This window comes from Micromonospora thermarum (assembly GCF_012034245.1).
In the GTDB taxonomy this organism is placed as follows: Bacteria; Actinomycetota; Actinomycetes; order Mycobacteriales; family Micromonosporaceae; genus Micromonospora; species Micromonospora thermarum.
The window spans coordinates 157,144-171,529 of the sequence record NZ_JAATEO010000002.1 but is presented as its reverse complement, the minus strand read 5'-3'; the positions used below and the strand labels follow the sequence as shown (position 1 = coordinate 171,529).

General features: G+C 75.3%; 12 protein-coding genes and 1 pseudogene. 9 read left to right on the top strand and 4 right to left on the bottom strand.

Annotation, left to right across the window (positions count from 1 at the left end; genetic code table 11):
* Positions 1–13 precede the first annotated feature (13 nt).
* The 3 genes from HCJ94_RS02555 (at position 14) to HCJ94_RS02545 (ending at position 3,862) form a co-directional block, all read left to right on the top strand.
* Positions 14–1,363 carry an FAD-dependent oxidoreductase gene (locus HCJ94_RS02555; RefSeq protein WP_167999314.1) on the top strand — a complete coding sequence of 450 codons (1,350 nt, stop codon included), beginning with the start codon at positions 14–16 and terminating at the stop codon, positions 1,361–1,363.
* A gap of 216 nt (positions 1,364–1,579) precedes the next feature.
* Positions 1,580–2,518 carry a helix-hairpin-helix domain-containing protein gene (locus HCJ94_RS02550; protein ID WP_167999313.1) on the top strand — a complete coding sequence of 313 codons (939 nt, stop codon included), beginning with the start codon at positions 1,580–1,582 and terminating at the stop codon, positions 2,516–2,518.
* 138 nt (positions 2,519–2,656) lie between these two features.
* Positions 2,657–3,862: a low temperature requirement protein A gene (locus HCJ94_RS02545; RefSeq protein WP_167999312.1), complete on the top strand. Its 1,206-nt coding sequence runs from the start codon at positions 2,657–2,659 to the stop codon at positions 3,860–3,862.
* A 2-nt stretch (positions 3,863–3,864) separates the two neighbouring features.
* On the opposite strand, the gene HCJ94_RS02540 is transcribed toward HCJ94_RS02545, so the two are convergent.
* Positions 3,865–4,692 carry a hypothetical protein gene (locus tag HCJ94_RS02540; protein ID WP_167999311.1) on the bottom strand — a complete coding sequence of 276 codons (828 nt, stop codon included), beginning with the start codon at positions 4,690–4,692 and terminating at the stop codon, positions 3,865–3,867.
* A gap of 316 nt (positions 4,693–5,008) precedes the next feature.
* Here HCJ94_RS02540 and HCJ94_RS02535 point away from each other — a divergent pair, with 316 nt between their 5' ends.
* The 3 genes from HCJ94_RS02535 to HCJ94_RS02525 all read left to right on the top strand — a co-directional run bounded on the left by HCJ94_RS02535 (position 5,009) and on the right by HCJ94_RS02525 (position 7,077).
* Positions 5,009–5,215: a hypothetical protein gene (locus tag HCJ94_RS02535; RefSeq protein WP_167999310.1), complete on the top strand. Its 207-nt coding sequence runs from the start codon at positions 5,009–5,011 to the stop codon at positions 5,213–5,215.
* 95 nt (positions 5,216–5,310) lie between these two features.
* Positions 5,311–5,964: a class I SAM-dependent methyltransferase gene (locus tag HCJ94_RS02530; protein ID WP_167999309.1), complete on the top strand. Its 654-nt coding sequence runs from the start codon at positions 5,311–5,313 to the stop codon at positions 5,962–5,964.
* A gap of 153 nt (positions 5,965–6,117) precedes the next feature.
* Positions 6,118–7,077 (top strand): TIGR03557 family F420-dependent LLM class oxidoreductase, encoded by a 960-nt coding sequence (locus HCJ94_RS02525; RefSeq protein WP_167999308.1) that lies wholly within the window; start codon positions 6,118–6,120, stop codon positions 7,075–7,077.
* Positions 7,078–7,193: 116 nt separating this feature from the next.
* On the opposite strand, the gene HCJ94_RS02520 is transcribed toward HCJ94_RS02525, so the two are convergent.
* Positions 7,194–8,756 carry a right-handed parallel beta-helix repeat-containing protein gene (locus tag HCJ94_RS02520; protein WP_167999307.1) on the bottom strand — a complete coding sequence of 521 codons (1,563 nt, stop codon included), beginning with the start codon at positions 8,754–8,756 and terminating at the stop codon, positions 7,194–7,196.
* Positions 8,757–8,965: 209 nt separating this feature from the next.
* Entirely contained in the window at positions 8,966–9,571 is a 606-nt protein-coding gene (locus HCJ94_RS29855; protein ID WP_240943813.1) for a hypothetical protein, read from the bottom strand.
* Positions 9,572–10,040: 469 nt separating this feature from the next.
* On the opposite strand from HCJ94_RS29855, the gene HCJ94_RS02510 reads away from it, so the two are divergent.
* Complete coding sequence (locus tag HCJ94_RS02510) at positions 10,041–12,365, top strand: EAL domain-containing protein (RefSeq protein ID WP_309227115.1); 2,325 nt, start codon at positions 10,041–10,043, stop codon at positions 12,363–12,365.
* A 21-nt stretch (positions 12,366–12,386) separates the two neighbouring features.
* Here HCJ94_RS02510 and HCJ94_RS02505 read toward each other — a convergent pair whose 3' ends face one another.
* Complete coding sequence (locus HCJ94_RS02505; protein ID WP_167999306.1) at positions 12,387–13,445, bottom strand: LacI family DNA-binding transcriptional regulator; 1,059 nt, start codon at positions 13,443–13,445, stop codon at positions 12,387–12,389.
* Between the two features lie 242 nt (positions 13,446–13,687).
* Between HCJ94_RS02505 and HCJ94_RS29850 the strand changes: the two are divergent.
* Positions 13,688–13,879, top strand: a pseudogene (locus HCJ94_RS29850) (glycosyl hydrolase 2 galactose-binding domain-containing protein); the annotation flags it as partial.
* Between the two features lie 83 nt (positions 13,880–13,962).
* Entirely contained in the window at positions 13,963–14,301 is a 339-nt protein-coding gene (locus HCJ94_RS02495; RefSeq protein ID WP_167999305.1) for an ArsR/SmtB family transcription factor, read from the top strand.
* Positions 14,302–14,386: the final 85 nt, after the last annotated feature.

Below are 14,386 nucleotides of genomic sequence, written 5' to 3'. Positions count from 1 at the left end.
CGGGACGCGTGTCGTGTCCGCCAGCGGACCACACGTCCTGGTCATCGGGGCCGGCACCGGCGGGCTGTGCCTGGCGCAGGGGTTGCGCCGTGCGGGGATCAGCGTGTCCGTCCACGAGCGGTACCGCACCCGCGGCGAGGGACTGCTCGGCTACCGGGTGGGCATCGGGCCGACCGGCAGCCGGGCGCTGCGGGAGTGCCTCCCGCCGGAGCTGTTCCGCACCTACCTCGCGACCTGCGCGCGCTCCCCCCGCTACTTCAACGTCATCACCCAGCGGATGCGGCAGACCGCCTCGTTCCCGCTGCGGCCGGACACCGACCCGGTGAACACCGAACGGTCCGTCGCCCGGATGACGCTGCGCCAGGTCCTACTCACCGGCCTGGAGGACGTGGTGCACTTCGACAAGGCCCTCACCCGGTACGAGCAGCGCGACGACGGCACCGTCACCGCGTACTTCGCCGACGGCAGCAACGCCGACGGCGACCTGCTGGTCGCGGCGGACGGCACCCACTCGGCGGTGCGCCGCCAGTACCTGCCGCACGCCGTCACCCGGGACGCGGGCACCATCAACATCGCCACCCGGATCCCGCTGACCGAGGAGGTGCGGGCGCTGCTGCCCGAGCGCGTCGAGAAGGGCATCTCCCTCATCTTCGGCACCGGCGGAATGATGGGGGTCCTGCACGTCATGGAGTTCCCGTGGGACCGCGACGGCACGCTGAAGCCCGGCCTCGACCCGGCCGACGCGGCGCTGCTCGAAGCCTGGCCCGGACGGGCCCACGACAACACCCGGGACAACGTGAACCTGGTCATCTGGAGCACCGCCCGGCGGTTCCCGTCCGACGTCATGCACCGCCGCGGCGAGGAGCTGATCGGGCTCGCCCTGCACCTCACCCGCAACTGGCACCCGCACCTGCGGCACCTGCTGGCCCACGCCGACCCGGGCAGCGCCCTACCGATCAAGGTGGCCACCAGTGAGCCGGTGCCACCGTGGAAGAGCAGCACCGTCACCCTGCTCGGCGACGCCATCCACACCATGACACCCGGTCGCGGGGTCGGCGCGAACACCGCCCTGCGGGACGCCGCGGGGCTGTGCCGGCAGCTTCGGCTCGCCGCCGCGGGCGAGAAGACGCTGGTGCAGGCGGTCGCCGACTACGAGGCGGTCATGGTGCCGTACGGGTTCGCGCGGGTGGCCGACTCCCTGAACCGCAGCGGCACCAGCGGCGACGACCGCATGTACAAGCCGGTCGTCGGGCGGCTCGCCCTGCTCGGGGCGCGGGGCTACTTCGGCGTCACCAGCCGGGTGCCCCGGCTGGCCCGCCGGTTCGTCGACGACTTCTACACCTATCGGGGCGAGGAGGACTGACGCCGCGTCGCGTGCGGACCCCGGTCGCGTACCGGGGTCCGCACGCGTGCGCGAGCCCCCGCACGGCAACGGTCCGTCGTGTCACGGGCACCCCGGGTACAACCCGTCCCACCTGCGGGGCCAGCCGTGGAGGCGTGCTGTCGTACCGGCCGGCGCATGTGGCAAGCTGCGGCGGGTTTTTGTCGACTGACTCGCGAACCGATAGGGAGGTCTGCCGTGGCGTGGTCGGACTGGCTGATACTTGTCGTGGCTCTGGCGGTGGGCGTCGCCGCCGGGTGGGCCGTCTTCAGGCGGCGGGGGGCCGCGCCGGCCGCGTCCACCGTGGATGGTGAGCCGACCACCGCCACGACCGCCGTCGTGCACGAGCCCGCGCCCACCGCCACCACCGACACCGCACGTCCGGACGCGACGGTGGACCCCGCTCCCACGGCGGTCGCCGATCCCATCGTCGACGTGGCGCCCGACGGACGCGCCGACGACGAGCCCGCGCCGGCCCCGGTGGCCACCGCGGTCGCGGACCCGGTCGACCATGCCGACATGGCACTGACGGGTGACCCGGTGCCGGCACCCGACCACGCCGCGCCGGCCACCGACGACACCCCGCCGGCGGCCACCGCTGCGGCGGACGTGGCGGTCGTCGCCCCACGCCCGGCCCCCGAGGCGGAGGTCCACACCCGCGACGACGCCGAGCCGGTCCGCGCGGAGGCCGCCGAGGCCGCGACGGTCGACGCGGAGGCCGCCGAGGCCGCGACGGTCGACGCGGAGGCCGTCGCCGAGACGGCCGCGCCCCGGGAGCCGGTCGCGGAGCAGCCGGCCGAGGTCACCCCCGAACCGGCTGCGGCGACGCCCGTGCCGACGGCACGCGGTCCGGTGGCCACCCCGCCGGTCCGGCCGAAGGCCGACGCGAAGGCCGCCGACGACTTCCGGCGCATCCAGGGAATCGGGCCGAAGATGGCCGCCGCCCTGAACGCGGCCGGCATCCGGACGTACGAGCAGCTGGCCGCCCTGGACGAGGCGGCACTGCGGGAGACCATCCGCGCCGCCGGCCTGCGGGCCGCGCCGAGCCTCGCGACCTGGCCGCAGCAGGCGCGGGTCCTGGCGGGCGCACCGGACGCGGCGAGCGTCCTCCCCGCCGGCGACGGCGAGGACGCCTGACCGACGCCGGTGCCCGGCGGTCCCCGACGGGACCGCCGGGCATTTCGCCTGTACGGCGCATGCACCGACACAGCTCTCGCTACCGTCGGACGAAGGCGGCCGGCCGGCCGCGCCGATCCCGGTACCGCAGGAGCAGCCGTGCAGTCCGCCTCGCCGGGGCCGGCCCCGCGCCGGGGCGGCCCGCCCTTACGGCACGACGAGTCACCCCGCCGGGTGACGCTGCTGGAGCTGTTCTTCGACCTCGTCTACGTGGTCGCGCTCGCCCTCATCTCACGCAGCCTCGTCAAGGATCTCGACTGGCACGCGGCCGGCCAGGCGCTGGTCATCCTGGCCGCCGTCTGGTGGACCTGGGCCATCACCACGCTGGTCACCGACATGTACGACCCCGAACGCTCCGAGATCAAACTGCTGATCGCGGCGGTCATGTTCGGCGCGCTGCTGATGACCACCGCCATCCCGGAGGCGTTCGGCGCCCGCGGGCTCGTCTTCGCCGGCACGTACGTCGCCATCCACCTGGGCCGGGGCCTGTTCCTCATGCCGGCAGTCCGCCACGACCGGCAGACCCAGAAGCGGGCCGCCCGCATCTTCATCTGGTTCGCCGTCTCGGCGGTGCCGTGGATCGGGGGCGCCTTCGTCTCCGGCGACGGCCGCCTGTTCCTGTGGGTCTTCGCGCTCGCCATCGACTACCTGGGCTTCCGGCTCGCCTACCCGGTGCCGGGGCTCGGCGCGGTCCCCAGCACCCAGCGCAACGTGACCGCCGAGCACCTCGCCGAGCGCTACCAGCAGTTCTTCATCATCGCGCTCGGCGACGCCATCCTGACCATCGGCACCATGTTCAGCCTGGAGCGCCACGAGGTCGAGAACATCGCCGCGTTCGGGGTGGCGTTCGCCACCACGCTGCTGTTCTGGCGGATCTACGTGCACAAGTCCGGCGAACTGCTCCCGCTCGCGATCGCCACGTCGCGGGAACCGAACAAGTTCCTCCACACCGCCCCGTACACGCACCTGCTCATGGTCGCCGGGGTGGTGACCACCGCCGCCGGCTTCGACCTGATCCTGCACGAGCCGGAGGGCCGCACACCGCCGGCCTGGGCGGCCGTCCTCCTCGGCGGGCCGGCGCTGTTCCTGGCCGGCCGCTCGATCTTCGAGTACGAGGTGTTCAGCCGCGTGTCGCTGTCCCGCCCGGGCGGGCTGCTGGCCCTGCTCACCGTCGCGCCGGCGGTACTGTTCCTGCCGACCCTGTTCGCCGCGACGGCGGCCATGCTGGTCCTCGCCGGCGTGGCGATCGCCGACCTGCGGCGCAGTTACGGGCGCCCGCCCGAGGCTCCCGCCCCGCCGCACTGACGTCACACCAGCGCCGCGGCGTACCCCCGCACCCCCAACCGGCGGCCGGCCGTGGCGGCGAGCCGGACCTGGAGCCCGAGCGGCGCGGCGGCCCGGCGCACGTCGTCGACGTGCAGCGAGCCGTGCCGCTCGACGAGGAGCACCGGGGGCTCCTCCGGGTCACCCTCGGGCGCGTGGAACGACAGCACGGTCACCGAGGTCGGCAGGTGCCGGGGGTACGCGGCCCGCGCCGCCGCCTCGTCCGGGTGGGCGAGCACCACCAGGTCGGCCGCGTGCGCGAAGTCGGCGGCGATGCCCGTCGCCTTCCAGTGGGCCGGCTCGTCGCCCGCGCCCGGACGGTGCCGGGAGCGGTTGGCCGAGGTGACATGCAGGTGATCGGTGCCGGCCTCGGCGACCGCCCGCCGCAGGAACGCGTTCGACGGGCACCGGGCGCCCGGCGCGATCACCTGCACCGTGCGTACGCCCCGGTCGTCAGACGTCAGGTGGGCGGGCAGCCGGTCGGCGGCCGGACCGCGGAAGCCGAACGGCCCCGCGCCCCACAGCGCGTCCATCAACTGCCGGACACGGCCCGCCGGCAGGCGGTACGGCAACCGCGACCAGTCGAACAGGGCCACGATGCCGTCGGCGGGCGCGGTGATGCTGCCGACCTGCTGCGCCGGGCGTCCCTTGACGACGTTCGCCCGGCGGACCGTGGCCGCGTCGGGGCGCGTGACCAGGGCGTAGAAGTTCCCGAACGCGGCCGCGACGACGGCACCACCGGCCACCGCCCGGGCCGCGGCGGCGACGTCCCCCGGGCGGTCGAGGTGCAGGTGCGGTGTCCACACGTCCATAAGTCCTCCAGCGCCGTGCCGTTCGGCGGTTGTTCGACGCCCCGGCACGGGACGCGGCGACGCGCAGGGCCGGCGCGGCCGGGCTGGGGCGTCGAAACACCGCCTAGCACGTTCTACGCCGGTCGGTGTGCCGGATGCCCCTCTCGGTCGTCGATCCGATAGCAACCGGCGCCGCTACGGCACCCGTGCACCTGCCTCCGGTGGGTCGACCGCACCGGACGACCACCGACCGATCGGCGGCACCGTTAGCCGCGCAACCCGATTGGGTACAAGGGCTCCACCTCGAAATCCACCACACCCCCTTCGGAGGCCCACGATGCGTGGTACGTCGATATTCGGAGTCCTGGTCGTCATCTGGCTGCTCATCGGCGCGATCGCCGCCGGTCAGCGCGGCTACTACTCAGGTGACGACACCAACTGCGCCGAGGCCGGGACCATCCTGGTGACCATCGTGGCGGGGCCGCTGAACTACATCGGCGCCAACCCGAAGGTCGACTGCGAGCTGCCCGAACCGTCCAAGTAGGACACCGAGCCACCGGGCCCGCGCCGATCCGGCGCGGGCCGCTCCGTGTCCCGGCGCAACGACACGACGCGAGCGGGACGCGCGATCATCGACGGATGACCGATCCGTGTTCCGCGTCGATCCGGAACAGCTACGACGTGGTGGCCGACCGGTACGCCGCCGAGGTGGGCGACGAACTGCGCGGCAAGCCGTTGGACCGCGGGCTGCTCGACGCGCTGGCCGAGACGACCGCCGGTGGTGTCGTCGTCGACGTCGGCTGCGGTCCCGGGCACGTGGCGGCGTACCTGGCCGACCGCGGCGCCGAGTGCGCCGGCCTGGACCTCTCCCCGGCGATGTGCGCCCTCGCGCGCCGCGACACCGGACTGCCGTACGCGGTCGCCGACATGACCGCCCTGCCGCTCCGCTCCGCGTCGGTCGACGGCCTGGTGTCCCTGTACGCGGTGATCCACCTGGACCGGTCCGGGCGGGCGGCCGCCTACGCCGAGTTCGCCCGCGTCCTGCGCCCCGGGGGTGCCGCGCTGGTCGCGTTCCACACCAGCGACGCCGACATCCCCGCCGGCGGAAGCCGCACGCTCACCGACTGGTGGGGTGAGCGGGTCGCGTTGACCTTCCACTTCCTCGACGCGGCGGCCGAGGTGGCCGCCCTCGCCGCAGCCGGGCTCCACCTCACCGCCCGCCTCGACCGCGCACCACACCCCGGCGTCGAGCACGCCAGCCAGCGCTCGTACCTCCTCGTTCGCCGCTCCTGACGTCCGGCGGTCCGTGAGTTGGACCGGTGGCCGCAAGCTGAACCGGCGTGATCGGAGGTGGTGGCCGCGCGATGCCGTGCGCCGCCCACACCGCGTAGGGCGTCCTAGGAGGCTGGCCATGTTTGCCGGTGGGTGGGGCGGAGAGGGCCGGGCATGCAGATCGGCTACAAGCTGGCCGCCGAGGGGTACGGGCCGCAGGAGATGATCCGCCAGGCGGTCCGGGCGGAGCAGGCGGGTTTCGACTTCGTCGAGATGAGCGACCACTTCCACCCGTGGCTGGAGACGCAGGGGCACTCCTCGTTCGCGTGGAGCGTGCTCGCCGCGAACGCCGCGAAGACCAGCACCCTCGGCCTGGCCACCGGGGTCACCCGCCCCACCGTCCGCTACCACCCGGCGATCGTCGCGCAGGCCGCCGCGACGCTGGCGCTCGTCTCCGACGGGCGGTTCACGCTCGGCGTCGGCGCCGGGGAGCGCCTCAACGAGCACGTCGTGGGCCAGGGCTTCCCGAGCGTACGCGGGCGGCACGAGCGGCCCCGCGAAGCCCTGGAGATCATCCGGCTGCTGTTCCGGGGCGGATGGCAGTCGTACGACGGACGCCACCTCCGGCTGGAGGACGCCCGCCTCTTCGACCTCCCGGAGACGCCGCCGCCGATCGCGGTGGCGGCCAGTGGCGCGGAGTCGGCCACGATGGCCGCGGAACTCGGCGACGGCCTCTTCGTCACCGAGCCGAAGAGCTCCGTCGTGGAGCACTACCGGGCGGCCGGTGGCAGCGGCCCCCGCTACGCCGAGGTGCCGATGGCCTGGGCACCCGACGAGAAGACCGCGGTGCAGGCGGTCCTGGAGACGAGCCGGTGGATGGTCACCGGCTGGAAGGTGATGAGCGAGCTGCCCAATCCGGTGAACTTCGACGCGGCCAGCGCCCACGTCGAGGAGCACCACGTACGGGAGCTCTTCGCGATCGGACCCGACCCGGCGGTGCACGTGGAGGCCGTACGCCGCTACGTCGAGGCCGGGTACGACCACATCGTGCTCCAGAACTCCGGCCCCGACCCGGACGGCTTCCTGGACTTCTTCGCCACGGACCTCGCCGGGCGTCTGCGCGCCCTGGCTTGACCGGCGCCGCGCCGGCGCCGTACACCCGCACCGCCGGGCACGCCGGCGGCGCGGGCCGGACACGGGTTCGCGCCGGGAGACGGCGGCCCGTCCCCGGCGCGAATCCCCGACCCTGCCTACCGGAAGCAGTGGGCGACCGAGACCTTGCTCCCCACGCAGTTGGTGGGGTTGTTGCCCGAGATCACGCTCTCCTCGTCGACCTTGGCCTGGGCCTTGTCGGCGTGGATGCCGCCGGCCGGCACCCGCGACCGGTTGTCGACGACGGTGCTGCGGTAGAGGGCGACCCGGCCCATGCTCACCGAGATGCCGCCACCCGTCGATTTCGCCTCGACCGCGTGGTTCCGCTTCACCGCGCTGTCCCGCACCAGCAGGTTCGACTTCACGGCGTGGATACCGCCGCCGTGGCCGTGGGCGGTGTTGCCCGCCACCACGCTGTCGTCGAGCGGCACCAGCCCCTGGAAGGTGGAGATTCCACCGCCGTTGCCGGTGGCGGTGTTGTCCCGGACCTCCAGGCCGCGCAGGTAGATCAGCGCGTCGGAGTTCGCGATCCCGCCGCCGGTCTGCGCGCTGTTGCCGACGACCTTCGAGTCGGCGACCCGGGTACGGGCCGAGAAGCTCGCCAGGCCGCCGCCCTGCCCCGCGGTGTTGTGCGCGAACGTGCTCGTGCGCACCTCCGCCGCCCCGCGGTAGTTGCCGAGCCCGCCGCCGTACGCCACGGCGCTGTTGCCGTTGAAGGTCGACGAGTGCACGGTCAGCACGCCACCGTTGAGCAGGCCCCCGCCCTTGCCCGCGGCGCCGGCCGCGTGGTTGTCGATGAACGTGCTGTCCCGCACCACCATGTTGCCGTCGTTGAACAGGGCGCCACCGCCCCCCTCCTTTGAGAAGGACCTGCTGCGCACCACCGTGACCCGCTCGATGATCGCGGACGCTCCGTGTACGACGTGGACCGCGCCGCCCTCGGCGGCGGACCGCCCGTTGACCAGCTCGACGTCGCGCAGCGTCAGCTCGCCGCCGTCGCGGACGGTGAAGAACCGGAACACCTCGGCCTGCGTGGCGCGTTCGATCGTCGCGCCCGCCCCCTCGATGGTGACCGGGTGGTAGATCACCGGCAGCCCCGCCTTGTCGTCGGCCGGGTTGCGCCGCGGCGCCTCGGCGTCACCCGGGTTCTCCGCCGTGTCCGCCGCCTCCCGCGCGTCACGGATGCCGCCGTCGTAGTCGTCGGGCTGCTGGAACGCCCCGGTGAGGGTGTACGTGCACTTCGGGGCGAGCCGCAGAGCACCCCCGCCCTCGGCGTTGACCCGCACCAGCGCGAGGATCAGCTTCCGGGTGTCGCACGGGACGGAGACGGCCTTGCGGCCGGGGCCGATACCCTCCCCCGCGCCCCGCTCGTCCCGGCCGCCCTCGTCCCGACCGACCCCGTTCTGGTCGACCCTGTCGCGCCCGGACTCGCGCTCGCGGCGTGATCCGTCGCGGCCGTCCTCCTCGTGGGCGCGCTCGTCCCGGACGGTCGACGCGTTCTCACCGGCATACGGCAGGTCACGGGCCGCGGCCGGGCCCGCCATGCCGACGAAACCCGCCGCGCCGGCGACGAGGCTGCCCGCCACCAGCCCACCGGCGAGGAGCCTTCGGGACCGCCGCCGGGCCCGCGATGGTCGGCGGCTGTCGTGATACCTGGACATCGAGCTTTCCTGCCTCTCCCTCGTGCCTGACACGGCCGCTCGGATCCGGGCGGCGGGGCATCGACCGGACGGCCGTTGCCAGACGTCACGGTACGGGCAGAAAACGGGCAGGTTGCCACGTAGATGAACGAATCACCCATTCGCCTTCATATTATCGAGACAGGCGGAAATCGGGCGATCGGCCGCCGCCAGGGAGCCCGGCGGGGCAATCAGGCGCTGGCGAGCAGCCGGATCAGCGCGTCGGGATCGGTCACCGTCACGGTCATCCCCGGGTGCCGCGGCCAACCCGCCGGCAGCAGGCCGGGCACCGGCTCGGCGAAGCGTACGCAGACACCGTCGACGGTGCTGCTGCCGAAGGTGACACCGGTGTCGGCGAACGACAGGTGCGGCCCGATCACCCGCCACCAGCGGTACGGCCCACCCCGCTCGGCGTCGATCACGTTCCGCCGGGCGGTCCGCAGCCGCCACGGGCCGAACCGCACGGCCAGTTCGTCGTCGTCCACGTGCACCCAGGCGGTCGCCGGCCGGACCCCGAGCGCCGCCAGCGCCGGGCGGAACCGCCGGTCGAAGCGGAACGGGAAGCGGTGGGCGGCCCCGGTCACCTGCGGCCGTCCCGGCCGGTGCGGCGGCTGTCCCCGGGCCGGGCGGGACGCGGGCGGACGGCGGGTCGGGGTCTGGGTCGGGCGGCGGGCCGCCGGGCCGGGCAGGTCATGGCGCGCGCGTACCCGGTGCGGGCCGGCCGACACCCCCCGGGCCGGCCGGCCCGCCCGGCCGCTCCCCCACGAGCGGCCGGATCGGGCGTCCCCGGTCACCACCGGCCGTTCCCCCACCAACGGCCGGGCCCCGTCGCGACCGGGGCGTCCCCCGGACGGCTCAGGCCCCCGTGCACCCGGCCGCCGTGTTCGGACGGGCCGGACGGCGTGACCGGCCGGCCTCGCAGGTCGACCGGACCGCGCGCGGCCCGCTGGCCGCTCCCCCTCGGGCGGCCGGATCGCGCCCCACCCCCGCCACTGGCGGGCGGGGGGCGCCCCCCCCCCCCCCCCCCCCCCCCCCCCCCCCCGCCCCCCCCCCCCGGAGCCCCCCCCCCGCCGGGGGGGGGGGGGGGGGGGGCCCCCCGGGCCGGAACCGGGGGGGAAGGGGGGGCGGGGCGGGGGAGGGGGGGCCCCCCCGCGGGGGGCCGGGTTGTTTCCCCGGGGGGGGGGGGGGGTTTTGTTTCCCCCCCCCCCCCCCCCCCCGCCCCGCCCCGCCGCACCGCCCCCGTGCCCCCTCACGAAGGCGATCGCCGTGCCCCTCGCGTACCCGCTCCGCGCCCCGGCCGGTCGACCGGACCTGCCGGAGGCCGTCGTCCTCGTCATGGTCACCCTGCTCCTGCTCGCCGCTGCGGCCGGACCGCTGCCCGCCCTGGGCGTGGTGGCACTCACCGCGGCCGCCGGCAGCGCGCTCGCCGGCACCCGGCTTTCTCGGCTGGCCGCGGGCCCACCCCGTCCGGCCGTCCGGGACGGCGACACCCGGGCGGCCGCGCGGCGCCGGGCGGCCCGGCCGCGGCGGGTCGCCGCCCTGCTCGACGCGGCCGTCGTCGCCGCCGGACTCACTGCCGCCGTCCTGCCGCTCGCCGACGACGCGCAGCGGACCACCGCCGCCGTCACCGGGCTGGCCGTCGTGGCCGTGCTGTTCGGGGCCGGCCTGGCCGTGCTCGCCAACCCACCGCAGCCACCGGTCCGGGTCCGGCTGCGCCGTGCCGCCGACGCGGCCGGGCCGGGTGCCGGCCTGGCCCTCGCCGCATGGCTGCTCCTGCCGCGCGACAGCGTCGGCGCGCCGGCCCGCCTCGCGGCGGCGGTGGCGCTCGGCGTGCTGTCGGTGTGCGCGCTCACCGCGCTGACCGGGCCGCACCGCAGCTCCGGTGTGGCCCGGTGCCGCGGTGGGGCGGCGCTCACGCTGACCGGCCTGGTCGTGCTCGCCACGCTGACCGCCGGCACCCTGCCCGACCGGGCCGGGCTGCTGGCCGTACCCCCGCTGGTGGGCGGGGTGCTGCTGACCGCGGCGGGCGCGCGGCGCGCGCTCCGCCCGGAGCTGGACCCGCCGCCGCGGTCGACCGCCGTCTGGCCGCGGGTCGTGGTGCCGGCGGTCGCCGTGGTGGCGGCCACCGCCTGGTGGCTCCGCTCCGGCCTGGCCCCCGACCCGACGGCCGTGCTGCTCGCGCTCGCCGTGGTCCCGCCACTGGTCCTCCGGGAGCTGCTGCGGCCCCGCCGGCGGCCGGACGGCGGACGCGCCCCCGCGCCGCTGGGCGGCGCGGCCCGGCCGGGTGGCGCCGCCGCGGACGAGTCGGCGGTGCCGCCGGCCCCGCCCTCCGACCGGGCGGTCGGGTCCGGTCCGACCGGGGACCGGACCGCGCTGCTGCGGGCGCTCGCCGTGCTGCGGGACGTGCCGCCCCCGTCCGGTGCGCTGCTCGTCGTGGACCTGCACGCGCCGAGCGTCGACGTGGCGGAGCAGCTCGCGGGTCCGGACCTGGCGGCCGAGGTGGTGCGCCGGGTCCGGGCCGTCCTCGGGCCGGGCGACCTGGTGGCCGACGTGACCCACACGGGCCTGGCGGTGGCGACCGATGTCGGGCCGATGCTCGCGTACGCGCTGGGGACGCGGCTGGTCGCCGCGCTCACCCAGCCCTACCAGGTGCCCGGTGCCGCGGTGCGGCTCCAGGTCAGCATCGGGCTGGCCGAGACCGGCGGGACCGCTCCGGAGGACGTGCTGCGCCAGGCGGACCTGGCCCGCCGGCGGGCGGTGCAGCTCGGCCGGGACCGGGTCGAGTGGTACGACGCGTACCTGGAGGAGCAGCTGGTCCGCCGCCTGGATCTGGAGCGGGAACTGCCCGGGGCGGTCGCCCGGGGCGAGCTGGACCTGGTCTTCCAGCCGATCCTCGGGCTGGCCGACCGGGTGCCGGTGGGCGCGGAGGCGCTGCTGCGCTGGCGCAGCCCGGTGCTCGGCACGGTGCTGCCCGCCGAGCTGCTGCCGGTGGCGGAGGATCTCGACGTGGTGGGCGAGCTGGGCTGCTGGGTCCTCGACCGGGCCTGCCGGCAGCTGGCCAACTGGACCGACAGCGGTCGTGAGCTGTGGATGGCGATCAACGTGACCGTCTGGGAGCTGACCGCGCCGGACTTCGTGCCCCGGACGGCGGCGGTGCTCGACGCGTACGGGCTGGCGCCGGATCGGCTGGTGGTCGAGGTGGCCGAGCCGAGGGTGGCGGCGGAGCTGCCGACGGTGGTGGCCCGGTTGGCCGGGTTGCGGTCGTTGGGCGTCCGCACCGCGCTGGACGACTTCCGCGCCGAGCACGCCTCCCTCGCGCAGCTGCGCCGCCTCCCGATCGACCTGCTGAAGGTGGGCCCGGAGCTGGTGAACCGCGGGACCGACGCGTCGGGGCCGCTGATCGACGTGGTGGTGAGCGTCGGCGACCGGCTCGGCCTGGAGATCGTCGTCGAGGAGCTGGAGTCGGAGGACCAGGTGGCGGGCGCGCAGCGCGCCGGTTGCCGGTACGGGCAGGGGTTCGCCCTCGCCCGGCCGGCCACTGCCGAGCGGGTCGAGGCGTACTTCGAGGAGTTCCCGTACGCGTCCCGCTGAGGACGCGCCGGCTGAATCGGTTCAGCCGATCCGGAGTGGCGATGCGGTGCTGCCGCGCGGGGTGAGGTGGGCGGTCTCGTCCCGGAACTCGCCGACCGACGCCCCACCGATCACCGCGAGCAGTTGCCGGGCGGCGTGTACGCCGTACGCGGGGATGTCCCGGCCCAGCGCGGTCAGCGGCGGGTGCACCAGCCGGCACAGCGGCGAGTCGTCCCAGGCCACGATGGACAGGTCGCCCGGGACGGCGAGCCCCATCTCCTGCGCCACCGACAGCCCGGCGATCGCCATCACGTCGTTGTCGTAGATGACGGCGGTGGGCCGCGCGGGCGAGCTGAGCAGGCGGCGGGTGGCGCGGGCGCCCTCCTCGCCGGTGTAGTCGGACGGGACGGTCACCGCGTCGGGCAGGTCGAGCCGCCGGCACACCTGGGTGAAGGCCTCCGTGCGGATGGACGTGTGCAGCAGCTCGGGCAGGCCGCCGACCCGCGCGATGCGGCGGTGGCCGAGGGCGGCCAGGTACTCCACGGTCTCCACCAGGGCGGCCGCGTCGTCGGACCAGACGCTGGCGAGCCGCCCCGTGCCGCCGGGGCCGCCGATCACGACGGCGGGCAGGCCCAGCTCCTCCAGGACCGGGACGCGCCGGTCGTCGGTGCGCAGGTCGCACACGAGCACCCCGTCCACCCGCCGCTCGCCCCACCAGCGGCGGTAGACCGCGATCTCGGCGTCCTGGTCGGCGACCACCTGGAGGGTCAGCGCGTACGACCGGGCGGAGAGTTCCGCCTCGACGCCGCTGATCAGCTCCATGAAGAACGGCTCGATCCCGAGGGTGCGGGCGGGCCGGCACAGCGCCAGGCCGATGGCGTCCGAGGCGGAGCCGGACAGCGCCCGGGCGGCACTGCTGCGACTGAAGCCGATCTCCGCCGCGACGGCGAGGATGCGTTGCCGGGTCGCCTCCGAGACGCCGGGCTGGCCGTTGAGCGCGTAGGAGACAGCTCCCTTCGACACTCCGGCCCGTCGTGCGACGTCGGCGATCGTCGGCCGCTTCACCGGCGCCCCCTTCGTGCTCCGCCGCCCCCGTGTCATCGTCGGCTGGTGACCACTTGCTCGGTTCAGCCTACGTCAGCCGGCGTGTGGGCGGAAACGCCGAACCGGCGCTCGAAGGTGCGTCAGGAAGCGCTTCACCCCGTATGAGCACGCTCCCAGAGGCTCCGGCCGTTACCCCGCGCGTCGCTTCGTTGACCGGCCGTTGACGCGGTTGCAGGCCGCCCGTACGGTGTCGTCACTTATCCGGTTCAGTTAGACGCTCGCGCGGATGCGGTGAAGTCGTGACCCCGTTGCACGAGGGCTGGACCCTGCGGGCGCTGTCCGGGCCGCAGGTGCCGGCCACTGTCGCCGACCGGGTGGTGCCGGCCGCCGTCCCCGGCTGCGTCCACACCGACCTGCTCGCCGCCGGGCTCATCGCCGACCCGTACGTCGACGACAACGAGGCGCGGCTCGCCTGGATCGGGCGCACCGACTGCCGTCGTCGGTCCCATCTGTGGAGCAATTTGAAGATTTTCGCAAGTGGTAAAGTCTTCAGGTCTCGTGGGGAGGGTTTCTCGTGTCCGTGCCGCTGTACCAGGCGAAGGCGGAGCTGTTCCGTACTCTCGGGCACCCGGTCCGCATCCGGGTCCTCGAGCTGCTCCAGGACGGCCCCAAGCCGGTCCGCGACCTGCTCGTCGCGATCGACGTCGAGCCGTCCAACCTCTCCCAGCAGCTCGCCGTGCTGCGCCGCGCCGGCATGGTCACCACGTGGCGGGACGGGCCCCTGGTCATGTACGCGCTGAGCACCCCCGACGTGGCCGACCTCCTCGCCGCCGGGCGGCGCATCCTCGGTGCGGTGCTCACCGACCGGGACGCCCTCCTGGACGAACTGCGCGCCTCCGGCGAGGACCGGTGACGGGAGTGTCGCCGGTGGCCACCCACGTGGAGGCCGCGCCGGGACGACCGGCCGCCACCGCTCTGTTGCGGGACCGGGTGCTCGG

Bases quoted from the DNA above. Each gene is read 5' to 3' on its own strand.
- HCJ94_RS02505 (WP_167999306.1), bottom strand. From the start codon at position 13,445: ATGACACGGGGGCGGCGGAGCACGAAGGGGGCGCCGGTGAAGCGGCCG.
- HCJ94_RS02525 (WP_167999308.1), top strand. From the start codon at position 6,118: ATGCAGATCGGCTACAAGCTGGCCGCCGAGGGGTACGGGCCGCAGGAG.
- HCJ94_RS02530 (WP_167999309.1), top strand. From the start codon at position 5,311: ATGACCGATCCGTGTTCCGCGTCGATCCGGAACAGCTACGACGTGGTG.
- HCJ94_RS02520 (WP_167999307.1), bottom strand. From the start codon at position 8,756: ATGTCCAGGTATCACGACAGCCGCCGACCATCGCGGGCCCGGCGGCGG.
- HCJ94_RS02535 (WP_167999310.1), top strand. From the start codon at position 5,009: ATGCGTGGTACGTCGATATTCGGAGTCCTGGTCGTCATCTGGCTGCTC.
- HCJ94_RS02540 (WP_167999311.1), bottom strand. From the start codon at position 4,692: ATGGACGTGTGGACACCGCACCTGCACCTCGACCGCCCGGGGGACGTC.